Annotated in this window: 23 protein-coding genes and 1 tRNA gene; 4 read left to right on the forward strand and 20 right to left on the reverse strand. The window is 61.2% G+C overall.

Annotated elements, in window-relative coordinates:
• Positions 1 to 4 precede the first annotated feature (4 nt).
• The 13 genes from DSM110093_RS14000 to lepA form a co-directional block, all read right to left on the reverse strand.
• Complete coding sequence (locus DSM110093_RS14000) at positions 5 to 772, reverse strand: enoyl-CoA hydratase family protein (RefSeq protein WP_243265665.1); 768 nt, start codon at positions 770 to 772, stop codon at positions 5 to 7.
• Positions 769 to 1,176, reverse strand: coding sequence for a PaaI family thioesterase (locus DSM110093_RS14005; protein WP_243265666.1), 408 nt, complete (start codon positions 1,174 to 1,176; stop codon positions 769 to 771). Before DSM110093_RS14005 ends, DSM110093_RS14000 begins: the two co-directional genes overlap by 4 nt.
• A complete protein-coding gene (locus DSM110093_RS14010; RefSeq protein WP_243265667.1) occupies positions 1,157 to 2,290 on the reverse strand; it encodes an acyl-CoA dehydrogenase in 1,134 nt (377 codons plus the stop codon). The genes DSM110093_RS14005 and DSM110093_RS14010 overlap by 20 nt, the downstream gene beginning before the upstream one ends.
• Positions 2,287 to 3,486 (reverse strand): acyl-CoA dehydrogenase family protein, encoded by a 1,200-nt coding sequence (locus DSM110093_RS14015; RefSeq protein ID WP_243265668.1) that lies wholly within the window; start codon positions 3,484 to 3,486, stop codon positions 2,287 to 2,289. Before DSM110093_RS14015 ends, DSM110093_RS14010 begins: the two co-directional genes overlap by 4 nt.
• Before the next feature lie 11 nt (positions 3,487 to 3,497).
• Complete coding sequence (locus tag DSM110093_RS14020; RefSeq protein WP_243265669.1) at positions 3,498 to 4,673, reverse strand: acetyl-CoA C-acyltransferase; 1,176 nt, start codon at positions 4,671 to 4,673, stop codon at positions 3,498 to 3,500.
• Positions 4,670 to 6,766: a 3-hydroxyacyl-CoA dehydrogenase NAD-binding domain-containing protein gene (locus DSM110093_RS14025; protein WP_243265670.1), complete on the reverse strand. Its 2,097-nt coding sequence runs from the start codon at positions 6,764 to 6,766 to the stop codon at positions 4,670 to 4,672. The genes DSM110093_RS14020 and DSM110093_RS14025 overlap by 4 nt, the downstream gene beginning before the upstream one ends.
• A gap of 17 nt (positions 6,767 to 6,783) precedes the next feature.
• Positions 6,784 to 7,572 (reverse strand): helix-turn-helix domain-containing protein, encoded by a 789-nt coding sequence (locus DSM110093_RS14030; protein ID WP_243265671.1) that lies wholly within the window; start codon positions 7,570 to 7,572, stop codon positions 6,784 to 6,786.
• Positions 7,569 to 8,909: a TRAP transporter large permease gene (locus DSM110093_RS14035; RefSeq protein WP_243265672.1), complete on the reverse strand. Its 1,341-nt coding sequence runs from the start codon at positions 8,907 to 8,909 to the stop codon at positions 7,569 to 7,571. Before DSM110093_RS14035 ends, DSM110093_RS14030 begins: the two co-directional genes overlap by 4 nt.
• The gene (locus tag DSM110093_RS14040) at positions 8,909 to 9,442 is read right to left on the reverse strand and encodes a TRAP transporter small permease subunit (RefSeq protein ID WP_243265673.1); all 534 of its coding nucleotides are present in this window, start codon (positions 9,440 to 9,442) and stop codon (positions 8,909 to 8,911) included. The genes DSM110093_RS14035 and DSM110093_RS14040 overlap by 1 nt, the downstream gene beginning before the upstream one ends.
• A gap of 25 nt (positions 9,443 to 9,467) precedes the next feature.
• Positions 9,468 to 10,523, reverse strand: coding sequence for a C4-dicarboxylate TRAP transporter substrate-binding protein (locus DSM110093_RS14045; protein ID WP_243265674.1), 1,056 nt, complete (start codon positions 10,521 to 10,523; stop codon positions 9,468 to 9,470).
• A 245-nt stretch (positions 10,524 to 10,768) separates the two neighbouring features.
• A complete protein-coding gene (locus DSM110093_RS14050) occupies positions 10,769 to 11,545 on the reverse strand; it encodes an MBL fold metallo-hydrolase (RefSeq protein WP_243265675.1) in 777 nt (258 codons plus the stop codon).
• A gap of 80 nt (positions 11,546 to 11,625) precedes the next feature.
• Positions 11,626 to 12,456 carry a 3-keto-5-aminohexanoate cleavage protein gene (locus tag DSM110093_RS14055; protein ID WP_243265676.1) on the reverse strand — a complete coding sequence of 277 codons (831 nt, stop codon included), beginning with the start codon at positions 12,454 to 12,456 and terminating at the stop codon, positions 11,626 to 11,628.
• Positions 12,457 to 12,705: 249 nt separating this feature from the next.
• Entirely contained in the window at positions 12,706 to 14,508 is a 1,803-nt protein-coding gene (gene lepA / locus DSM110093_RS14060; protein WP_243265677.1) for a translation elongation factor 4, read from the reverse strand.
• Positions 14,509 to 14,724: 216 nt separating this feature from the next.
• Between lepA and DSM110093_RS14065 the strand changes: the two genes are divergently transcribed.
• From DSM110093_RS14065 to DSM110093_RS14075, 3 genes are all read left to right on the forward strand, one after another.
• Positions 14,725 to 15,087, forward strand: a complete 363-nt coding sequence (locus DSM110093_RS14065) for a hypothetical protein (protein WP_243265678.1) — start codon at positions 14,725 to 14,727, stop codon at positions 15,085 to 15,087.
• An 80-nt stretch (positions 15,088 to 15,167) separates the two neighbouring features.
• Complete coding sequence (locus DSM110093_RS14070; RefSeq protein ID WP_243265679.1) at positions 15,168 to 15,554, forward strand: helix-turn-helix domain-containing protein; 387 nt, start codon at positions 15,168 to 15,170, stop codon at positions 15,552 to 15,554.
• Positions 15,555 to 15,604: 50 nt separating this feature from the next.
• Complete coding sequence (locus DSM110093_RS14075) at positions 15,605 to 16,126, forward strand: IS630 family transposase (protein ID WP_243265680.1); 522 nt, start codon at positions 15,605 to 15,607, stop codon at positions 16,124 to 16,126.
• 23 nt (positions 16,127 to 16,149) lie between these two features.
• On the opposite strand, the gene DSM110093_RS14080 is transcribed toward DSM110093_RS14075, so the two are convergent.
• The 7 genes from DSM110093_RS14080 to DSM110093_RS14110 all read right to left on the reverse strand — a co-directional run bounded on the left by DSM110093_RS14080 (position 16,150) and on the right by DSM110093_RS14110 (position 20,811).
• A complete protein-coding gene (locus DSM110093_RS14080) occupies positions 16,150 to 16,611 on the reverse strand; it encodes a low molecular weight phosphatase family protein (RefSeq protein WP_243265681.1) in 462 nt (153 codons plus the stop codon).
• Positions 16,612 to 17,091, reverse strand: a complete 480-nt coding sequence (locus tag DSM110093_RS14085; protein ID WP_007117728.1) for a UPF0262 family protein — start codon at positions 17,089 to 17,091, stop codon at positions 16,612 to 16,614.
• Between the two features lie 89 nt (positions 17,092 to 17,180).
• Entirely contained in the window at positions 17,181 to 18,482 is a 1,302-nt protein-coding gene (gene hisD / locus DSM110093_RS14090; RefSeq protein WP_243265682.1) for a histidinol dehydrogenase, read from the reverse strand.
• A gap of 51 nt (positions 18,483 to 18,533) precedes the next feature.
• Positions 18,534 to 18,863, reverse strand: a complete 330-nt coding sequence (locus DSM110093_RS14095; protein ID WP_243265683.1) for a hypothetical protein — start codon at positions 18,861 to 18,863, stop codon at positions 18,534 to 18,536.
• A gap of 29 nt (positions 18,864 to 18,892) precedes the next feature.
• Positions 18,893 to 19,363 (reverse strand): DUF2948 family protein, encoded by a 471-nt coding sequence (locus DSM110093_RS14100; RefSeq protein ID WP_243261424.1) that lies wholly within the window; start codon positions 19,361 to 19,363, stop codon positions 18,893 to 18,895.
• Complete coding sequence (murA, locus tag DSM110093_RS14105; protein WP_243265684.1) at positions 19,360 to 20,631, reverse strand: UDP-N-acetylglucosamine 1-carboxyvinyltransferase; 1,272 nt, start codon at positions 20,629 to 20,631, stop codon at positions 19,360 to 19,362. Before murA ends, DSM110093_RS14100 begins: the two co-directional genes overlap by 4 nt.
• A 3-nt stretch (positions 20,632 to 20,634) precedes the next feature.
• A complete protein-coding gene (locus DSM110093_RS14110; RefSeq protein ID WP_093928122.1) occupies positions 20,635 to 20,811 on the reverse strand; it encodes a hypothetical protein in 177 nt (58 codons plus the stop codon).
• A gap of 85 nt (positions 20,812 to 20,896) precedes the next feature.
• On the opposite strand from DSM110093_RS14110, the gene DSM110093_RS14115 reads away from it, so the two are divergent.
• Positions 20,897 to 20,971: transfer RNA gene (locus DSM110093_RS14115), tRNA-Thr, on the forward strand.
• Positions 20,972 to 21,107 lie beyond the last annotated feature (136 nt).

Below are 21,107 nucleotides of genomic sequence, written 5' to 3' on the forward strand. Positions count from 1 at the left end.
CGGTTTAAAACCGGGGCTTACGTTTATCCAAAAAGGCCGCGATCCCTTCGGCGGCCTCATCCCCGCCCGCGGCATGCGCCATGGCGTTGCGCTCGGCGTCAAGCTGATCGGCCTCGTCGGTCTCATAGGCTTGCGCAACCAACTGACGGATCACAGCTTGTGCCGCACGCGGGCCAGCGGCCAGCGTATCGGCCAGCATCAGCGCTTCGTCCAAGGCTTTACCGTTGGGGCAGATGCGGTTCACCGCGCCCAGTTCCGCAAAACGCATCGCCATGACAGGGCGGCCCAAAAGGCACATCTCCATCGCCAGAGGCCGCGGCAGGAGCCGGGAAAGCGACGCGGTAAGCCCCGCGTCAGGCACCAGACCAGCCTTCACATAGGCGGCAGTAAACTGCGCCTCTTCGCAGGCTACGATCATGTCGCAGGCCAACGCCAGAGACAGCCCCGCCCCGGCAGCGCCACCTTCGATGGCGGCGATGACGGGCACCGGGCAGGCGCGCATGGATCGCACCAGATCATGCAGACCGTCCACCCGCTCGCGGCGTTCATCCTCGCTCAGCTTGCGGCGTTCGATCAGCACGTTAAGGTCGCCCCCCGCACAGAAAAAGCGCCCCTCAGAAGTGAGGATCACCGCGCGGATGCGCGGGTCTTCAGCCATGCGCATCGCTTCTGCAATCGCCTCATAAAGCTCAGGCGTCAGTGCACCGCGCTTCTCGGCATTGCCGTTCCAGACGATCAACCGATCACCGCGATCTTCGATCCGTGCGCTCATGTTTTTGCCCTTTTGAAAACGCCCGTCGCGCGCGACAGCAGCTTGCCTTCGGCATCATGCAACTGCGCCTCGGCATAGAGGATTTTATACCCCCCACCTGTCACGCGCCCCGTGGCAACAACTTGCCCCTCGCGCACCGCCAAAATGTAATCGGTGGTCAGCGACAGGGTCAGCATCGGCACGAAAGGCCCACTCATCGCGCAGTGCCGCGCGCAGGCAAAACCCGTGGCCACATCCAAGAGCAGCGTATGCAACCCACCATGCAGCACGCCAGAGACGTTCAGGTGCTGTGGGCCGATATCGAGCGTGACGCGGGTGCTGCCATCGGGGTTCGACAGATCGGGTTGAAACCCGATAAGCTGCTGAACCCCGCTGGTCGGTGCCTCATGCGGCGGAAAGTGCAATGAACCGCTCCAGATGATGATCAATGTCGCCAAAGCGGTGGTCCGCCATGGTGATACGTTTGGCGATATGCGCAAGCTCATATTCTTGGGTCATGGCGATGCCGCCGTGCATCTGGATCGTGTCTTCGGCCACCAGACGGCCCACGCGGCCCATCAGGTTCTTGGCAGCCGAAACGTGACGCTCGCGGCTGGCGCGGTCGTCGGCCAGATGGCCTGCGGCGTTGATCACGGCAGAGCGCGCCTGTTCAAGGTCAATCAGCAGGTCCGACATACGGTGCGCCAAGGCTTGGAAGCTGCCAATAGGGCGGCCAAACTGCTTGCGCGTGCCGAGGTATTCGCGGGTCAATTCACAAGCGGTTTCCATCGCGCCCAATGTCTCTGAACAAAGCGCGGTGGTCGCCACGGCCACACGGGCCTCAATCGCGTCAAACGCCTTGCCCGCCTCGCCCAGACGGGCGCTTTCGGGCAGGGTGACATCATCCAACGTGACTTCGGCGGCGCGGCCACCGGCCAGCAGGGCATAGCCCGTGACGGTGAGCCCTTTGGTATCCGCTGGCACAAGGAACAGCGAGATGCCCGCCTGATCACCAGCCTCACCGCTTTCGCGGGCAGACACGACGAGCATGTCGGCAGCCTCGGCATTGGCGACGACGGCTTTGCGGCCATTCAACACGATGTCACTGCCGTTTTGCGACGCGGTGGTGGTGACGCGCTCAAGATCATAGCGGCTGGTCGGCTCGCCATGCGCAAAGGCCAGTTGCAACGCGCCACCGATCAGTGCCTCGATATGCTCCTGCTGCGCTTCAGTGCCCAGATCGGCAATCAGCCCACCAGCGAGCACGGCGCTGTCGAGCAAGGGCTCAACCACACCCGCGCGGCCCAGTTCTTCGAACACAACTGCGATGTCGAAACCCGCGCCGCCAAAGCCGCCTTGGTCTTCGGTGAACAGCGCGCCGATGACGCCCAATTCGGCCAAGCCGTTCCAGATATCAGCAGAGAAACCAGCTTCGCTTTCCAGAATGCCATTGCGCGTGGCGGTGTCGTATTTATCCCGCAGGAAACGGCGCAGGCTGTCTTGCAGCATCTGGCGTTCTTCGGTCAGGTCGAAATTCATTTTGCACCTCCCAGCATGGTCTTGGCGATGATCTGCCGCTGGATCTCGTTCGAGCCGCCAAAGATCGACAGCTTACGGTTGTTGAAATACTGCGCGGCCACCGGACCGGCCTCGTTCGGATCGGGCAGCGCGTCGTTGCTGCCTGCCACCGCTTCCGAGGCGAAGGGCATCGCATAGACGCCAGCCGCACGGCGGGCGAGGTCGTTGATCTCCTGACGGATGATCGTGCCTTTGACCTTCAGCATGGAGCTTTCCACCCCCGGTGCCTGCCCTGCTGCGGCCTTGGAGATGATGCGCAGGTTGGTCGTCGCCATCGCCATCAGATCAATCTCCGCCTGTGCCACACGGGCGGCGAAATGCGGGTTTTCGATCAGCGGACGGCCCCCGGCCATTTCGGATTTGGCAATGCGTTTGACCGAAGACAGACCCGCTTGGCTAAAGCCCACACCGGCGATGTTGGTGCGCTCATGGGTCAGCAGGTATTTGGCGTAGGTCCAGCCCTTGTTCTCTTCGCCGACAAGGTTCTCGGCAGGCACTTTGACATTGTCAAAGAAGACCTCATTCACTTCAGCGCCGCCATCCAGCAGGATGATCGGGCGCACGGTGATGCCGGGCGTGTCCATGTCGATCAGCAGGAAAGAGATGCCCTCTTGCTGCTTCACATCTTTGTCGGTGCGTACGAGGCAGAAGATCATGTTGGCGTGCTGGCCCAGCGTCGTCCACGTCTTTTGACCGTTGACGATATAATGGTCGCCGTCTTTTACAGCCGCGCATTTCAGCGAAGCGAGGTCGGACCCCGCGCCCGGCTCGGAATAGCCCTGACACCACCAGTCTTCGCCCGACAGAATCCGCGGCAGCCAGTAGTCCTGCTGCTCTTTCGAGCCGAACTTTTGCAGCACGGGGGCCAGCATCGACAGGCCAAACGGCACGATGCGCGGCGCATGGGCGGCGGCGGCTTCTTCCTCGAAAATATGGCGTTGCACGGCGTTCCACGCGGCCCCGCCAAATTCCTTGGGCCAATTGGTCGCCAGCCAACCCTGATCGTTCAGGATGGCGTGCCAGCGCTCATGGCCTTCTTTGCCCAGTTCTTCACCGCGCTTGACCTTGTCAGACAGGTCTTTGGGTAGTTTTTCGGCCAGAAAGGCCCGCACGTCCTCGCGGAAGGCGCGTTCTTCATCGGTATAGCTCAGGTCCATGTCGGCCCCCTTTAGTAGATTTCGAAGAGGCCAGCCGCCCCCATGCCGCCGCCGATGCACATCGTCACCACGCCGAGTTTTGCGCCGCGGCGGTGGCCTTCGCGCAGAATGTGGCCGGTCATCCGCGCCCCGGTCATGCCGAAGGGGTGGCCGATGGCGATGGAGCCGCCGTTCACGTTGCACTTGTCGGGGTCGATGCCGAGTTTGTCGCGGCAGTAAAGCGCTTGGCTTGCGAAGGCTTCGTTCAACTCCCAGATGTCGATGTCATCCACGGTCAGACCATGACGTTCCAGCAGACGCGGCACGGCAAAGACCGGGCCAATGCCCATCTCATCGGGTTCGCAGCCGGCGACGGCGAAGCCACGGAACGCGCCCATGGCTTGCAGGCCCTGCTGCTCGGCCTCTTTGCTGTCCATCAGCACGAGGGCCGCAGCCCCGTCGGAAAGCTGGCTGGCGTTGCCCGCGGTGATGAAGGCCCCCTCGCCGCGCACGGGCGTCAGACCCGCAAGCCCTTCGAGCGTGGTGCCGGGCCGGTTGCATTCATCGCGGTCCACGGTGACCTCGCGGGTGGATACCTCCTTGGTTTCCTTGTCCTGCACGCCCATGGTGGTCTGCATCGGCACGATCTCGTCGTCGAAGAGACCGGCCTCTTGCGCGGCGGCAATCAACTGCTGGCTGCGCAGGCCATAGGCGTCCTGATCCTCGCGGCTGATGTTGTATCGCTTCGCCACGATGTCGGCGGTGTCGATCATCGCCATATAGACTTCGGGCTTATGCTCCAGCAGCCAGGCTTCCTTGACCGATTTCACATCCGGCTGGATCATTGAGATGCTTTCGACCCCGCCCGCGACCATCGGGCCTGCGCCCTCCATGCAGATCGCATTGGCGGCCATGGCGACGGTTTGCAGACCGGACGAGCAAAAGCGGTTCACGGTCACGCCCGATGCGGTCACCGGCAAGCCCGCGCGCAGGGCGATCTGGCGCGCGATGTTCGACCCCGTAGCCCCTTCGGGGTAGCCGCAGCCGATCATCACGTCTTCGATAGCTGAGGGATCGACGCCCGAGCGTTTGACCGCTTCGGCGACGACATGGCCGCCCATGGTGGCACCGTGGGTCATGTTGAACGACCCGCGGAAGGATTTGGCCAGCCCGGTACGGACGGCGGAGACGATGACAGCCTGTTTCATTTGGCAGCTTCCTTGTTCAGATCATCAAAAGTGCGGTTGGTCTTGACCAATTCGACCAGCAGCGGCGCTGGTTTCCAGAACCACGGGTCTTTCTCGGCAAAGCCTTCGATCGCGGCGAGGACGTTGGGCAGGCCCTGAATATCGGCCCATTTCATCGGGCCGCCCCAATAACGCGGGAAGCCGTAGCCAAAGAGCAGCGTCATATCGATGTCGAGCGGGCGTTTGGCGATGCCCTCTTCGAGCACCTTGGCGGCCTCATTGACCATGGCAGACATGTAGCGGCGTACGATTTCGGCCTCGGTGAACTCGCGCGGGGTAATGCCGCGCTCTTTTTGCTCTTCTTCGATCAGGCGGGTGATTTCTGGGTTCGGCGTACCGCCGCGTTTGCCCTTCTCGTAGATGTAGTAGCCTTGGCCGGTCTTCTGGCCAAAGTGGCCCTGCTCACACAGACGGTCGATATAGGTCGGCACCCGCTCTTCGGGGTGGCGTGTTGCTGCTTTGCGCTTTCGCGTGGCCCAGCCGATGTCCAGTCCAGCCAGGTCGGCCACCGCGAAGGGGCCCATAGCAAAGCCGAATTTCTCAAGCGCCTCATCGATTTTATAGGGGCTAGCGCCATCAAGAACCATGTGATCCGCAGCCGTGCGATAGGTGGCAAGGATGCGGTTGCCGATGAAGCCGTCGCAGACGCCCGCGCGGACGCTGATCTTGCCAAGCGCTTTGCCAAGCGCGAAGCCCGTGGCGACGACGTCAGGCGCGGTCTTGTCGGCGACAACGACCTCAAGCAATTTCATCACATGGGCGGGCGAGAAGAAGTGCAGCCCAATCACATCGCCGGGGCGCGAGGTGCTGGCGGCGATTTCATCTACGTCCAGATAGGAGGTGTTGGACGCCAACACGCAGCCCGGTTTGCAGACCGCGTCTAGCTTGCCGAAGACCTGTTTTTTGACGTCCATGTTTTCGAAAACAGCTTCGACGACCAGATCGACATCTGACAGGCTGTCGTATTCGGTAGAGACGGTCAGCGCCTCTCCTGTCAGCGTGTCGAATTTCGCTTGGTCAATCTTGCCGCGTTTCAGAGCGCCTTGCAGGTTGCCTGAGATGCGGTCATGGGCGGCTTTGGCGGCCTCATCCTTCATCTCGATCAGCACGACATTGAAACCCGACAGCAGCGCCGCCGTGGCGATGCCTGCGCCCATTGTGCCGCCACCGATCACGCCGATGGCTTTCAAGTCGCGCGGCTCGACGCCCTTCAGCTCGGGCAGGTTGCTGACGGCTCGTTCGGAGAAGAAGGCGTGGATCATGCCCTGCCGCTGGTCGGTGTTCATCAGTTCCGAGAAGATGCGGCGCTCGGCTTTCATGCCGTCCTCAAACGGCTTCTCAACACCCGCCTGCACGGCGCGCACGGCCTCGGCGGGGGAAATCTGGCCACGGCCCTTTTTCAGCGTCGCTTCATAGGCGACATCCCAGTCGATGGGTGCAGGCGCGGGCATGTCGCAGATCGGGCGACGCTCGGCACCGCTGTCGAGCAGCTCTCGAACGTAGGCGAGGCCTACTTCCTGCGGGTCGCCCTCTTCCACACGGTCTACGATGCCCATCTCAAGCGCCTGCGGCGCTTTGATGTGGCGGCCCGTGGTGATGGCATCCAGCGCGGGTTCAACGCCAATCAGACGCGGCAGACGCTGGGTGCCGCCAGCACCGGGGATCAGGCCAAGGTGCACTTCGGGCAGACCCACCCGCGCCGAAGGCTGGGCGATCCGGTAATGCGCCGAGAGTGCGACTTCGAGACCGCCACCAAGGCTCACACCATGCATGGAGGCCACGACCAAAAGCGGCGAGGCTTCGATCCGGTTGCACAGGTCGGGCAGGAACGGCTCCATCGGCGGCTTGCCAAATTCGGTGATGTCGGCGCCTGCGATAAAGGCGCGGCCTTCGCCCACGATCATCACGGCGCGCACGCCGTCTTCGGCCTCGGCGCGGTCCATGCCCTCGGCCAGACCTTGGCGCACGGCTTGGCTCAGCGCGTTGACGGGCGGGTTTTCGATGCGCAGCACGACAATGTCGTCATGGCGGGAATAGGCAATCTTGTCGGTCATGTAGATAACTCCTTGATCTATCCGCGCCGGGATAGGGCCGGTGCCCGTCCGGTGCGTTGTTCGATGCCGCTGACCACGTCACGCAGCGCTGGCCCCACTTGTGACAGAATGCGGCTGTCGGGCAAGTCGCCCGGCAAAGCTCCGCAGGTGAAGGCCACAGGCTCGCCGAACTCTCCGGCGTAGTAGGGTACGCTCACGGCGTTGATGCTGCGCGCATAGCGCGTTTCAGGTGGGGCAAGGACATAGCCTTGCGCCAGCAGTTGTTCATAGCCATCGCGGCGGTAATCGCGCAGCCGCTCATCAGGGTCGAGCGCATCAAAACGATCTTCGTCAAGACTGGCCAGCGTGGCGAGGCCCGAAGACGAACCATAGACCGGGATGCGGTGACCCGGCTCCAGCCAGATGGTCGAGGCAGTATGCGGACGCCATGTGCGCACCAGCATCATCCGATCCCCATCGCGCACCGCGATCAGTGCCAGCGTGCGGGTCTCATCCGCCAGTTGTTGCATCGCATCAGACGCCATATCAACGAAACTGACCGCCACAGACGCGACCGAGCCAAGCGCAATCGCCGATGGCCCAAGGCGAAACTTATCGTTGCGTCCGCCATGCGCCAGATAGCCCAATTCGCACAGCGTATAGGTCAGCCGCGAAACGGTAGGTTTTGGCAACCCCGTCCGCTCGGCAATCTGGGCATGGCTTAGCCCGCTGTCACTGGCGCGAAAGGCGCGCAGAATCCCGAGGCCCCGCGCCAGCGTATTGGCGAACTTACGGTCCGTAACGGTATCTGACGCCGCCTGATTCATCGCGCAGCCATCGGGATCAGAAGTGAGATCATCGGGAAGGACATGATCAGGATCAACACGATGAAATCGACGCTGAGGAACCGCGTGATGCCCGCAAAGATCTTATCAATCGGTGCCTCACGGCCCACCACATTGGCGATGACAAAGACGTTCAGGCCGACGGGCGGTGTAATCAGGCCGATCTCCAGCAGTTTGATGACCACGACGCCGAACCAGATGAGGTTAAGGTCATAGCTTTCCACCAGTGGGATCATCAACGGCAGGGTCAGCACCATGATGCCGATTGGGTCAAGGAACATGCCGAGCAGCAGATAGATCAGCGCAATGCAGAGCATCAGCACAACCAGCGACATCTGCGCGTCGGATACGAAGCCCACGATGGTGCCCGCGACCCCTGTCAGCGCAACGAAGGCCACAAAGATCTTGGCACTGGCAGCAATCAGGAAGATCGCAGAAGTCTGCACGCAGGTTTCTTTTACCGCCTCCCAAAGGCCCGCCCAATCCAGTTTACGCTGCGCGAAACCGATCAGCGTGGCCGAGACGACGCAAACAGCAGCCGCTTCGGTTGCGGTGAAGATACCGCCGTAGATGCCCCCGATGATCAGCACGAACAGCAGGATCGCAGGCCAGCTTTCCAGTGCGGCCTGCCAACGTTCGCCCGCAGTGTAACGTTGCGCTGTCGACGGTGCGATGGCCGGATCGCGCCAGACCCAAACGGCGATGACCAGCACAAAGCCAGCCAGCGTCAGCAAGCCCGGCAGGACGCCAGCGAGGAACAGGGACGAGATCGAAGTCTCGGTAAAGATACCGTAGATGATGAACAGAACCGACGGCGGGATCAGCGACCCCAATGTGCCGCCTGCCGCGACGCTGGCTGTGGCCAGACGTGGGTCATAGCCCATGCGCAGCATCTCGGGCGTGCAGATTTTACCCATGGTCGAGGCGCAGGCGATGGATGAGCCGGTGATCGCGGAAAAACCGCCGCAGCCCATAACGCTCGCCATGGCCACCCCACCCGGCAGGCGGGTCAGCCAAACCTTGGCCGCATGGTAGATTTTTGTCGTAATATCAGCGCGATACGCGATATGTCCAAGCGCCACGAAAAGCGGAATCATCGACAGATCGTAAGAATGAATAAGGTCGAAGGAGTTCGAGAACACCATCGAGGTGGTCGCCCGGATCGCACGTTCGGGCATGAAGGTGCCGGTGCGGAAGGCGAAGATGAAGAAGGTGGCAACGGTCGCCACGGAGGCCAGCGTAAAGGCGATTGGCACGCGCAGGGCAAGCAGGATCAGCACCGCGGCAAAGGCGATCATTCCGATGGTCGAAGCATCCATTACAGCACGTCCTTTTCAACCATCAGGTCAGCAGCATGTTGTTGTTCGTCCGACACCGCGCCACCGGCAAGAACGGTGCGCCCATCGCGCCACGTCAGCTCAGCCAGTCGCAGGAAGGTCGCGATCATTCCGATCAGGAACAGTAGCCGCCCGGGCCATTTCGGCAGGTTCAGGTCGCCGTAGAAAAAGCTGCCCTTCTCGACCACAGCAAAGAACTCGCGCCCGCCGGAATAGATCAGCGGGGCTAGCGCCAGCATCCCGATGGCAGAGCCCGCCACGATCAGCACCGAACGGGCGCGGTCGGGAAACCGGTCCGTCACGAATGCCACGGAGACATGCGCGCGTGCAGCGGTCGCAGCGGCAAGGGGCAGCAGGATGGCCGCAACCATGAGCTCACGCACCATGGTCACACTATCGGGCACCTGACTGGCAAAGAGCGCGCGGGCGATCACGTTGGAGGTGATCAGCACCCCCAAAGCGATCACCGCCAAAGCGCCCAATCCCAACAGAATTTTCTCCAGATTTACCAACATTGCTGCCCCTCCCCTTATTTAGCGCTTAGTTGCTTTTGGCTTCCCAAGGATAACCGTCCGCGTCACGCTGCTCGGTGTATTTGGCGATGAGGCCTTTATACTCTTCCAGCAGTTGCTCTCCGGGCAGGCCCGCAGAATCGGCCGTCTGCTGCCATTCGTCGAGGAACTTCTGACCCGCTTCGACCAGTTGAGCGCGGTCTTCTTCGGGGAGGGTGATGACTTCGACGCCCTGCTCTTTCATCGATGCAATGGCGTTGTCGTTGGCCTCGGTGATCATACGGCCAAATTCATCCGCCATGTCCGACCCCACGGAAGCCAGCGTTTCCTGCTGCTCAGGTGTCAGGCTGTCGTGCATGTCTTTGTTCATGAAGATGCCCAAACCGCCGACCTGACCCCAATCAAGGATCGTGTAGCTGTCCATGACCTCGGCCTGCTTCAGCGCTGCGACGGCATAGCTATAGCCCTGCGAGCAGTCGATCAGCCCGGTGTCGAGACCTTGGTAGGCGTCATAGATCGACATGTTGACCATGTTCGCGCCCTGCTCGCCAAAGACCTTGCCGTAGGCGCCCACGCCGCGGACCTTCTTGCCCGAGATATCCGCCACGGATTTGATCGCGCCGCCCTTGCAACCGATGTTTACCTGAGAGGTCGTCCAAGTGCCGATATAGACGAGATTCTTGTCGGCCAGATCGTCTTGGACCGCTTGGCTGGAGCGCATCAGCTCATCCGTGGCGCGCATACCGACCCAAGCGTCGGGGTTGTTTACCGGCAGGTCAGCAATGCCGTAGCCCGCCATTTCCTGCGGATAGTACACGGCGATGACCGAACCTGTGTCAGCCACGCCATCGGCGATGGATTGCACGGCTGCGTTCGCCTTGAACAGCGCGCCGCCCCACTGAATGTCGAATCGGATATCGCCGTCCGAGCGTTCGGCAACTTGATCGGCGAACCACTGCAACGCATCGGCGCGCGCACCGCGGTTTGGCCCTGCTTCACCGTGAATCAAAACGGTTTCAGCGCTCACCGCGCCGGCAGCTAGCGCCAGAGCTGCGGCGCAGCTCAGGTGTTTGAAAATTGTCATGTCGGCTCCTCCCAGAGACTTGTTTCGCAATGTGAACCATTGTTTCACATTTGTCGCAGGCCACGCTAGTCCGCGAACTTGGGGCGATCAAGCAAAACTTCTGACTTGGGAAGGGAGAGCGCCTAGAGCACTGAATTCATTGTATAAGAAGATAATACAGGAGGTTCGGAGACGGGTCACATCGCGACCTGTGCGGGAACAGTCGAAAGGGTCGGCCACACCCCAATGGGCGTGGCCGCAACGTTTTAACTTTCGTACCAGCCGCCGAGTTTGACCTCGACATCGGTGCCGACACGTTTGGCAAACTCTTCTGGGTCTTGCGTGCCGCCGTCTTTGCCCCGGAAATGGTAGGGGTAGACGTAGGTCGGCTTGAACTCAGCCACGGCTGAGGCGGCGGCGTTGGAATCCATGGTGAACGGCAGGTTCATACAGACAAAGGCCAGAGAAATGTCGGTCAGACTGCGCATCTCTGGCGTATCTTCGGTGTCACCCGAAATGTAGACGCGGAACCCTTCAAACCCGAGGATATACCCGTTGTCGCGGCCCTCGGGGTGGAATTTCTTGCGCTCTTCGGTGGTGTTATAGGCCGGGATCGCGTTGATCGGCAGGCCGTTGAACTCTGTATTTTCACCATTGGCAATCTTACTGGCCTTGGCGGCAAGCGCCTCGGGCAGCATGTCGAAAACGGCGGGGTTAGTGATGATCTCCACGTCATCGCCAGCTAGTGCGGCAAGCGTATCGGCATTGTAGTGGTCGCCATGCTCATGGGTGATGAGGATCAGATCGGCGGCGGGGAAGTCGCTGTACTGCGCAGGCTCGCCCACTGGATCGACATAGATCACGCCCGCAGGTGTCTCTAGCACGATAGAGGCGTGGTCGACCGGATGCACCGTGATCGGGCCTGCGCTGGTATCGAATGTGTCACCGCTATGCGCAGCGGCGCGGGCGGCGAAGGGCAGCAGGGTTACGATGCCAGCAGCGGCGGCGGAGGTGGCAAGGAAATGGCGGCGGGTCTGGGACATTTCAGGCTCCTGTTGGTTACTGGAACGGGACATAGCTGCCCCGCCCCGCATTTCAACGCAGCGCCCTTCTTGCGGCAAGCCTATGCCGGGCGCAGGCCCAGAATCTCACGCGCTTGTGCAGGCGTGGCGACCGGACGCTCGTATTTTGCGCAGAGATCCGCCGCCCGCTGGATCAGCGCGGCGTTCGACGGCGCCAGCCTGTCGCGGTCCAGCCGCACGTTGTCTTCCAGCCCCGCGCGTGTATGACCGCCCGCGGCGATGGCCCATTCGTTCAGCACGATCTGGTTCGGCCCGATCCCGGCGGCACACCACTGCGCGTCGGGCGCAAGGCGGTTCAGCGTCTGGATATAGAAATCAAAGGTCTCACGGTCCACCGGCATGGCGTTTTTCACGCCCATGACGAATTGCACGTAAAGCTGGCCGGGAATGCGCCCGTCGCGGTTCATCTCGGCGGACTTGTGGATGTGGCTCAGGTCAAAAGCCTCGATTTCGGGCTTCACCTCATAGGTCCGCATCTCCGAGGCCAGCCAATCGACCAATTCCGGCGGGTTCTCGTAAACCCGTGTCGGGAAGTTGTTGGACCCGACCGAGAGCGACGCCATGTCCGGCCGCAGCGAGAGCATCCCGCCCCGCTCCCGCCCCGCGCCCGAGCGCCCGCCGGTGGAGAATTGGATGATCATGCCGGGGCAATGCTTTTGCACGCCTTCCATCAGCCGCGCGAATTTATCGGGGTCGGAGGACGGGGTCTCATCATCGTTGCGCACATGGGCGTGGCAGATGGAGGCCCCGGCCTCGAAGGCTGCGTGGGTCGACTCGACCTGCTCGGCGATCGAGATCGGCACGGCGGGGTTCGCGGCTTTGGTGGGGACGGAGCCGGTGATGGCAACGCAGAGGATGCAGGGGGTGGTCATGGGTGGCGGTCCTGTGGCGGGGCTGTTTGGTGCGGAAGGTCGCATATGGCGGGAGCGGTGTACACTGCTGGGAAGTGGAAGGTGGTCCTAGCGAGGAAGCGAAGTCCCCGCTCACCCTGAAGTCCCCGCTCACCCTCAAGAAAGCCCAAGAGCTTCCAGCGTGAACCAATGTCCCCAAACACAACCGAGCGGGAACGCGCATTGCTGCGCAATACGCTGCCTCCCGCGCGCACTAAAAATGGCCAGCTTTTAGCTGTCCATTTTTAGTGCGGAAATAAACGCCTCCTGCGGGATGTCCACCTTCCCGAACTGGCGCATCTTCTTCTTACCGGCCTTCTGCTTTTCCAGCAGCTTCTTCTTCCGCGTCGCATCCCCACCGTAGCACTTCGCGGTCACGTCCTTACGCATCGCCGACAACGTCTCGCGCGCGATCACCTTGCCGCCGATGGCCGCTTGGATCGGGATTTTGAACATGTGGCGCGGGATCAGGTCTTTAAGCTTTTCCACCATCGCTCGGCCGCGCATCTCGGCGCGGTCGCGGTGCACCATGGTCGAAAGCGCGTCGACAGGCTCGTCGTTCACAAGGATCTGCATTTTGACCAGATTGTCCTGACGGTAGCCGATCATCTGGTAGTCAAAGCTAGCGTAGCCCTTGGTGACCGATTTCAGCCGGTCATAAAAATCAAACACCACCTCGTTCAGCGGCAGATCATAGACGACCATCGCCCGCGAACCTGCATAGGTCAGGTCTTCCTGAATGCCGCGGCGATCTTGGCAGAGCTTCAGCACGTCGCCGAGGTATTCGTCGGGCACGAGGATCGTCGCCTTGATCCGCGGCTCTTGCATGTGGTCCACAAGCGTCATGTCGGGCATGTCGGCGGGGTTGTGCAACTCTTGCATCTCGCCGTCCTTCATGTGAACGTGATAGATCACCGAAGGCGCGGTGGTGATGAGGTCGATGTCATACTCACGCTCAAGCCGGTCGCGGATCACTTCGAGGTGCAGCAGGCCAAGGAAGCCGCAGCGGAAGCCAAAGCCAAGCGCGGCAGAGGTTTCCATCTCATAGGTGAAGGAGGCATCGTTCAGGGCGAGCTTTTCGATCGCATCGCGCATGTCTTCGAAATCATTGGCATCGACCGGGAAGAGACCACAGAAAACCACCGGAACGGACGGCTTAAAGCCCGGCAGCGGGGTTTCACACTTGCGCTTCTCATGGGTGATCGTGTCACCGACACGGGTGTCGCGGACCTGTTTGATCGAAGCGTTGAGATAGCCGATCTCGCCTGGGCCGAGGCTTTCGACGCCGGTCATCTTGGGCCGGTACACGCCCACATCGTCCACGTCATAGGTGCCGCCGGTCTTAATCATGCGAATGCGGTCGCCCTTTTTCAGGGTGCCGTCGATGATCCGGACGATACAGATCACGCCGAGGTATTGGTCATATTTACTGTCCACCAGCATCGCCTTGAGCGGCGCATCGGGGTCGCCGCCCTTGGGCGCGGGCAGTTTGTTCACGATCGCTTCCAGCACGTCGGGGATGCCGACGCCGGTCTTGGCAGAGATCAGGCAGGCCTCGGAGGCGTCGATGCCGATCACGTCCTCGATCTGTTCGCGCACGCGATCGGGGTCAGAGGCGGGCAGGTCGACCTTGTTCAAGACCGGCACGATCTCATGATCCGCATCGATGGCGGTATAGACATTGGCCAGCGTCTGCGCCTCAACGCCTTGGGTGGCGTCGACGACCAACAGCGAGCCTTCGACCGCATGCATGGAGCGCGCGACCTCATAGGCGAAGTCGACGTGTCCGGGCGTGTCGATCAGGTTCAGCACATAGGTCTTGCCGTCCTTGGCCGGGTATTCGATGCGGACGGTGTTGGCCTTGATGGTGATGCCCCGCTCCCGCTCGATATCCATGTTATCCAGAAGCTGGCTTTGCATGTCGCGTTCGGCGACCGTGCCGGTAAGTTGGATCAACCGGTCGGCCAGCGTGGATTTGCCGTGGTCGATATGCGCCACGATGGAGAAATTGCGGATGTTTTCAAGCGGTGTCATGCAAGGGGATATGGCGCAGTGCTGCGCCTGCGTCAATTGGCCTTGAGCGTGCCAGAGCCCGCTTCGCGCCCTTCACGGCGCTTTATCGCGGGCTGAGAGCCAATACCCCTCCAAAGGAGAATTGCACGAAGCCCCTTTTTGCGGCATAATGTTCGGCAGAGCAGATCGGGCCGACAAGGGGAAAAACCCCACGGTCCAAAACAATAGGGCAAATCAATGCGTACAGTTGTAAGTTTGATGGCGCTTGTCGTCTTGGCGGGCTGTGGTGGGTCGCGGTATTCCAGCGATGCCGCCGTGGGGCGTTTCGCTCCGTCTCCGGTGCTTTTTGCGACAGGGCCAATTCAAAAGGCCTGTTTGGCCGATGCGCGGCGGGAATCAAGCCATACGCGCTGTGGCTGTGTTCAGGCTGTGGCAGATCAAACATTGTCCCGCTCTGACCAGCGCCAAGGGGCCAAGATTTTCCGCGATCCGCATCGGTTGCAGGAAATGCGTCAGTCCGACAACAAAAGCCACAATGCTTTCTGGAGCACCTGGAAAGCCTTCGGCCAGAGCGCCGCTGCGGCTTGTTCCAGCACTTAAAGCGTTTCTAACAAAACCTGAATCGCCGGGGATTCCCAAACTGGTCTGATTGTGATTCATCCTGTTTGGGAGGATGAACTATGTCAGCACCTTTGCCATCAGCGCTTCGGGCGCGGTTTCAGAGATTTATTGAGGAAGGGTTAAGCGGGCGAGCGGCGGCAGCGCGCTTGAAGCTGTCGCCAGCAACGGGCGCACGATGGCGGCATCAGATCCAAACGACGGGCCGGGCTGATCCGGGCGTGCAGGGGCGTCCAAAAGGGTCAGGGAAATTGGCACCCCATGTTGGTTTTTTCGAAGAGTTGATTGCTCAAGACCCTGATATCACATTGTTTGAGCTGCGTGATGCGCTTGCTGATGCAACCGGACTGCAGGTCCAGCACTCTGCTATCGGGCATCTGCTAAAGCGCCTCGGGTTCACGCACAAAAAAAGTCACTGGTCGCTACCGAACGTTACCGTGCCAAGGTGAGGCGACGACGTGAGGACTGGTTCACACACCGTTTGCCAGCCATTGCGCGGATGCCGGAACGCGTTGTCTTTATTGATGAAACAGCGGTCAAAACGAATCTCACCCGGCTGCGCGGTTGGGCTCCGCGTGGCGAACGCCTGACGATGGATGCGCCCTTCGGCAGTTGGGGAACCCAAACCCTGATTGCGGGGCTGACACATGAGGCTCTGATCGCACCTTGGGTAATCAAAGGCGCGATGGATGGCCCTGCTTTCGCGGCCTATGTGCAAAAGGTCCTGATCCCCGAGATCGCGCCAGGCACGGCAGTCGTTCTCGACAACCTCGCGACCCATCGCAACAAAGAAGCCGCTGCGGCGCTCAAGGCTCATGGGTGCTGGTTCCTCTATCTGCCGCCATATTCACCAGATCTGAACCCGATTGAGTTGGCTTTCTCCAAATTGAAGTCTCACCTCAGACGCATCAGTGCGCGATCATTCACCTCGGTGTTCGAAGCCCTTGGCGATATCTGCGCAATGTACTCCCCGCAGGAGTGTTCAAACTACTTTCAGGCTGCCGGATATGCCTCAGGTTAAATTAGAAATGCTTTAAAGCGGGCTTAACTCTCGTTCAACGGCGTGCCGAAACGGTCAATCAGCCGTCCGACGATCTGATCGCGGGCGGCGCGGAATTGGCTAAGCTTGGCCTCCCGCCCCTCGCCCAGCCCTGTAGGGTCCAGGATCGGCCAATACTCCACATCCAGATGGTAAAACCGCGTCAGTTCCAGCGCCCGACGTTGGCTGGCAGGGCTGAGTGCGATCACCAGATCGAATGACCCCAGATCATCGCCCCATTCCTCCATCTCATCGAAACTGCGGCTGCGGTGCCGGGCCAGTTCGACATCCAACTCACTGCAAACAGCGATAGAGAAACCGTCGATCTCCATATCATTTTTGACGCCCACGGATTGCACATAGGTGCCGGTGCCGTAGAATTTCTTCATCAATCCCTCAGCCATGGGCGACCGCACCGCGTTATGGTCGCAGCAAAACAACACGGATTGGGGCAGTGGCTGCGTCATTTATCCGCCGAAATGCAAAACGCAGATCAGGGTAAAAAGCCGCCGGGCGGTGTCGGTGTCGATCTCGGCCTTGCCGGAAAGACGTTCTTGAAGCACGCGGCTGCCTTCGTTGTGGATACCGCGCCGGGCCATGTCGATGGTTTCGATCTGGCTAGGGGGCAGCTTCTTGACCGCCTCGAAATAGCTTTCGCAGATCTGGAAGTAATCCTTCACCACCTGCCGGAACGGCCCGAGGGAGAGGTGGAATTCCGCTGCTTTTTCAGCTGCTTCGGTTTCCACGTCAAACACCAGCCGCTTATCGCGGATCGACAAAGACAGGTGATACGGGCCGGACGGCACCGGGCCTTTTTCGCGCTCAGGCAGGACAAAGCTGTTCTCTTCCAGCAGATCGAACATGGCTACCTTACGCTCCTGATCGATCTCAGGCGTGGGCGGCGGCATGTTCGCGTCATCAAGCGCGATATGGGTGATGCGGGTCATCGGCGCATCCTTTTTGCTGGCGATACCTATCTTGGATAGCGCAGCACCGGGGGCGGGGCAATGCGGGATGGCGTTGCCATCGCCCTGCCCTAGTCGTTCAGCTTGCGCAGACGTGCGGTAACCGACAGCCCATGCGCCTCAAGACTTTCGGATTGGGCCAGCCGCTCTGCCGCGGGTCCGATCGCCTTAAGGGCAGCAGGCGACATCTGCGCCAACGTAGTGCGCTTCATGAAATCAAGCACCGACAGGCCCGATGAGAACCGCGCCGAACGCGCCGTGGGCAGAACGTGGTTCGGCCCGCCGACGTAATCGCCAATCGCCTCGGGCGTCCATTGGCCAAGGAAAATCGCGCCCGCATGGGTGATCTTTTCCGACAGGGCCTTTGGGTCCGTCACGCAAAGCTCAAGGTGCTCCGGCGCGATGCGGTTGCTGAGGGCTGCGGCGGCGTCGAGGTCCGCCACGGTGATAATGGCCCCGTTGTCGCGCCAGCTTGCGCCCGCGATGGCGCGGCGCTCCAAGGTCAGAAGACGCTTTTCGACCGCCTCTTCCACCGCGCGCGCAAAGGCGGGGTCGGTGGTGACCAGAATGCTCTGCGCGCTCTCGTCATGCTCGGCTTGGCTGAGCAGATCAAGGGCGATGAAATCGGGATCATTGTCACCATCGGCGATGACGAGGATCTCGGATGGCCCCGCGATCATGTCGATGCCGACTTTGCCGAAAACGCGCCGTTTCGCGGCGGCGACAAAGGCGTTGCCCGGGCCGGTTATCTTGTCCACCGGGGGGATCGTATCGGTGCCATAGGCCAGCGCCGCCACGGCCTGCGCGCCGCCGATGCGGTAAATCTCATCCACTCCGGCGATGCGGGCGGCCAGCAGGACCAGCGGGTTCAGCACGCCGTCGGGCGCCGGCACCACCATGGCGAGGCGCTCCACGCCCGCAACCTTGGCCGGGACTGCGTTCATCAAAACCGACGAAGGGTAGCTCGCCAGTCCGCCGGGCACATAAAGGCCCGCAGCCGAAACCGGGGTCCAGCGCCAGCCCAGCGTGGCGCCATCGGGGTCGGTCCACTCCGCGTCTTCGGGCAGTTGGCGGGCGTGGTAGGCGCGGATGCGGTCGGCGGCGAGTTCCAGCGCCTTGCGGTCTTCGGGGGAGACTTCGGCAACGGCGGCGTCAACCTCTGCCACACTAATGCGCAGTGTCTCGGGCGTCAGGGTCACGCGGTCGAACTTTTCGGTCAGTGCGATAACTGCGGCGTCGCCCCGCACACGCACATCGGCGATGATATCCGCCACCACGGCATCTACATCGGGGCTGTCCTCACGCTTGGCGTTGAGCAGTTTGTCAAAGGCGGTTTCGAAATCGGGGGCGGAGGCATCGAGCGTGACGGGCATGGGTGCAGGCTTTCGAATGGGGGGCAGCCGCAGCGGGCTGGCCAAAAAGTGTTACGGCTCGGAAGGACGGCGCAGACTGGGTTCGGTACGCAGGCCCGAGGTTTTGACGGCAGCACCGGGGGCGGAGCGCTGCGCAAGCCGCATAGCGCGGGTGTCTTGGGCGTTGTCAAAGATGGCCCGCGCCACTTGCGCCACAAGAATGGCCGACAAACCGCCCGAGATCAGGGCAAGGGGCACGACCAGCGTGGCGACCGATAGAGACACAAGCAACTGCGCCGCGCCGACCGCAACCCCCAACAGGATCAGCGCCCAGCCGGACACCTCTGTCAGTAAAGCGGTCAGACGACCCCGGGTAAATCTATTCTGTTTAAGTTCAGGCATCTCGCGATCCTTGCCACCGTGACGGGATGTCACTCAGGGTGAACGGGCCGTTTCTTGGAGGGGGCGACATAGGGGCGCGTCACGTCCTTGAGGGTCACTTCCAGCGCTTCGACTTCCAAGCGAATAGCGCCATCCCCGGCCAATGTCAGCGTGACATGGCCCGACGGTGCGTCGCTTTCCTCAAAAGTGATGTCGAGCAGCGATAGGATCGTATCAGCATCGCCCTTGGGCACGCCTTGGCTCGCCACACGCTGCACATTGTTGAACATCAGTATTGATTGCACACGTTCAGGCGCGTGCCGTGCAGCGCCCGTGTCTTCGTGCCGCAAGCGGTTCAGCAGCAAGGCAAAGCGCGCTCCGGTGCGATGCCAGCGCATCTCAGAGGCGGGGAACACCGCGTCTTGCGTAAGTGACGCAATCACCGTCAGATCCTCGGCATCCAATGCGCCGAGGTTCAGGGGTGCTTCGCGACCGTCTTCGAAACGTGCATCTTCGGTCATTTGCCGCTGATCCTTTCGATATCCGCACCCACGCCGCGCAATTTCGACACCACATGCTCATAGCCGCGATCAAGGTGGTAGACCCGGCTTACCGTGGTCTCTCCTGTGGCGGCCAGCCCGGCAAGGATGAGCGAGATGGAGGCCCGCAGATCGGTCGCCATCACCGGCGCGCCTTTGAGCTTTTCAACCCCGGTGACCTTGGCCGTGCCGCCATGCACGTCAATCTTTGCTCCCATGCGAATCAGTTCCGGCGCATGCATAAAGCGATTCTCGAAAATCTTTTCCTCCAACACGGAGGTCCCTTCCGCCGTGCAGAGCAGGGCCATCATCTGCGCCTGAAGATCGGTGGGGAAGCCGGGGAAAGGCTCGGTCGTGACATCCACCGCCGAGATGCGCCCGTTGCGCCGCGCGACCTTGAGGCCTGCTTCGGTCTCAGTCACTTCAATCCCTGCCGCGTCGAGCTTTTCACAGAAGGCCTGCAACAAGTCGATCCGCCCACCCAGCAGTTCGACTTCCCCGCCGCAAAAGGCAGGGGCAAGCATATAGGTGCCCAATTCGATACGGTCGGTCACCACCTTGTGGGTCGCCCCATGCAGGCTGTCGACGCCCTGAATGGTAATGCTCGGTGTGCCGTCACCTTCAATCTGCGCGCCCATGGCCCGCAGACAGTCCGCGAGATCGACGATCTCAGGCTCCCGCGCGGCGTTGTTGATGACGGTCGTACCTTTTGCCAGCGTTGCGGCCATCAGGATATTCTCGGTCGCACCGACCGAGGCGAAGGGGAAGTCGATCACCGCCCCCTTGAGCTTACCGCCCTCAGCCTTGGCATAGAGATAGCCGTCACGCAGATCGATTTCTGCGCCCATCTTCGCCAGCCCATCGGTGTGGATATCCATCGGCCGCGCGCCAATGGCGCAGCCACCGGGGAGGGAAACTTCGGCATGGCCTTCACGGGCCAGCAGCGGACCCAGCACAAGGTTAGACGCCCGCATCTTACGCACGATGTCGTATTCCGCGCGGGTGTTGATCTCACCATGGCTGGCCATTGTGATGACCTTGCCGTCTTGCATAGAGGTCACTTCGGCCCCCAAAGAACGCAGCAGCTCGGTCATTGTTCGGATGTCGCTCAGGCGGGGCGCGTTGGTCAGCGTCAGCGGCTCTTCGCTCAGCAGCGTCGCCGGCATCAGCGCCAGACAGGCGTTCTTGGCCCCCGCAATGGGAATTTGCCCGTTCAGCTCGCCGCCGCCCCTGACCAGAATCGAATCCATCGTTCAGCTGTCCTTTTCCGACCCTTGGGGGTCATTGCCTGTATCCTGCGCCACATCCTCGGCCCGCGCACGCGCCTGCGCCTTGCGCCGGCCCATATTGGCCTTCAGCGCAGCCTTCAACCGCGCCTCACGAGCGCTCGGTGTTTTTGCGGTCTTTTCTGAAGCGTTTTGCTTTGCCATGCCGCCTATCTAGCGCAGGGTGCACGAAGCGTCCAGATCAGGGGTTGCGCCCCATTTCGATTGCGGCTAATCACCCGCCCACGGCGCTGCTGTAGCTCAGAGGTAGAGCACTCCCTTGGTAAGGGAGAGGTCGAGAGTTCGATTCTCTCCAGCAGCACCATGAACCCCACACTTCATCATATAAGACACCCGTCTTGTCATATAAGATACTCGTCGCGCTGGCGATGATCTCTCGACTTACGCTCGTTGCTGCGCGTCACTCTGAGTGCGAAAGTTCGATTCTCATCCGCAGCACT

It is taken from the genome of Sulfitobacter sp. DSM 110093 (assembly GCF_022788715.1).
In the GTDB taxonomy this organism is placed as follows: domain Bacteria; phylum Pseudomonadota; class Alphaproteobacteria; order Rhodobacterales; family Rhodobacteraceae; genus Sulfitobacter.

Coding starts and splice junctions, on each gene's coding strand:
- DSM110093_RS14065 (WP_243265678.1), top strand. CDS start 14,725: ATGCGTACAGTTGTAAGTTTGATGGCGCTTGTCGTCTTGGCGGGCTGT.
- DSM110093_RS14045 (WP_243265674.1), bottom strand. CDS start 10,523: ATGACAATTTTCAAACACCTGAGCTGCGCCGCAGCTCTGGCGCTAGCT.
- DSM110093_RS14000 (WP_243265665.1), bottom strand. CDS start 772: ATGAGCGCACGGATCGAAGATCGCGGTGATCGGTTGATCGTCTGGAAC.
- lepA (WP_243265677.1), bottom strand. CDS start 14,508: ATGACACCGCTTGAAAACATCCGCAATTTCTCCATCGTGGCGCATATC.
- DSM110093_RS14050 (WP_243265675.1), bottom strand. CDS start 11,545: ATGTCCCAGACCCGCCGCCATTTCCTTGCCACCTCCGCCGCCGCTGCT.
- DSM110093_RS14085 (WP_007117728.1), bottom strand. CDS start 17,091: ATGACCCGCATCACCCATATCGCGCTTGATGACGCGAACATGCCGCCG.
- DSM110093_RS14055 (WP_243265676.1), bottom strand. CDS start 12,456: ATGACCACCCCCTGCATCCTCTGCGTTGCCATCACCGGCTCCGTCCCC.
- DSM110093_RS14075 (WP_243265680.1), top strand. CDS start 15,605: ATGCCGGAACGCGTTGTCTTTATTGATGAAACAGCGGTCAAAACGAAT.
- DSM110093_RS14100 (WP_243261424.1), bottom strand. CDS start 19,363: ATGACCGAAGATGCACGTTTCGAAGACGGTCGCGAAGCACCCCTGAAC.
- DSM110093_RS14020 (WP_243265669.1), bottom strand. CDS start 4,673: ATGAAACAGGCTGTCATCGTCTCCGCCGTCCGTACCGGGCTGGCCAAA.
- DSM110093_RS14010 (WP_243265667.1), bottom strand. CDS start 2,290: ATGAATTTCGACCTGACCGAAGAACGCCAGATGCTGCAAGACAGCCTG.
- DSM110093_RS14070 (WP_243265679.1), top strand. CDS start 15,168: ATGTCAGCACCTTTGCCATCAGCGCTTCGGGCGCGGTTTCAGAGATTT.
- DSM110093_RS14015 (WP_243265668.1), bottom strand. CDS start 3,486: ATGGACCTGAGCTATACCGATGAAGAACGCGCCTTCCGCGAGGACGTG.
- DSM110093_RS14080 (WP_243265681.1), bottom strand. CDS start 16,611: ATGACGCAGCCACTGCCCCAATCCGTGTTGTTTTGCTGCGACCATAAC.
- DSM110093_RS14035 (WP_243265672.1), bottom strand. CDS start 8,909: ATGGATGCTTCGACCATCGGAATGATCGCCTTTGCCGCGGTGCTGATC.
- DSM110093_RS14030 (WP_243265671.1), bottom strand. CDS start 7,572: ATGAATCAGGCGGCGTCAGATACCGTTACGGACCGTAAGTTCGCCAAT.
- hisD (WP_243265682.1), bottom strand. CDS start 18,482: ATGCCCGTCACGCTCGATGCCTCCGCCCCCGATTTCGAAACCGCCTTT.
- DSM110093_RS14025 (WP_243265670.1), bottom strand. CDS start 6,766: ATGACCGACAAGATTGCCTATTCCCGCCATGACGACATTGTCGTGCTG.
- DSM110093_RS14095 (WP_243265683.1), bottom strand. CDS start 18,863: ATGCCTGAACTTAAACAGAATAGATTTACCCGGGGTCGTCTGACCGCT.
- DSM110093_RS14040 (WP_243265673.1), bottom strand. CDS start 9,442: ATGTTGGTAAATCTGGAGAAAATTCTGTTGGGATTGGGCGCTTTGGCG.
- DSM110093_RS14110 (WP_093928122.1), bottom strand. CDS start 20,811: ATGGCAAAGCAAAACGCTTCAGAAAAGACCGCAAAAACACCGAGCGCT.
- murA (WP_243265684.1), bottom strand. CDS start 20,631: ATGGATTCGATTCTGGTCAGGGGCGGCGGCGAGCTGAACGGGCAAATT.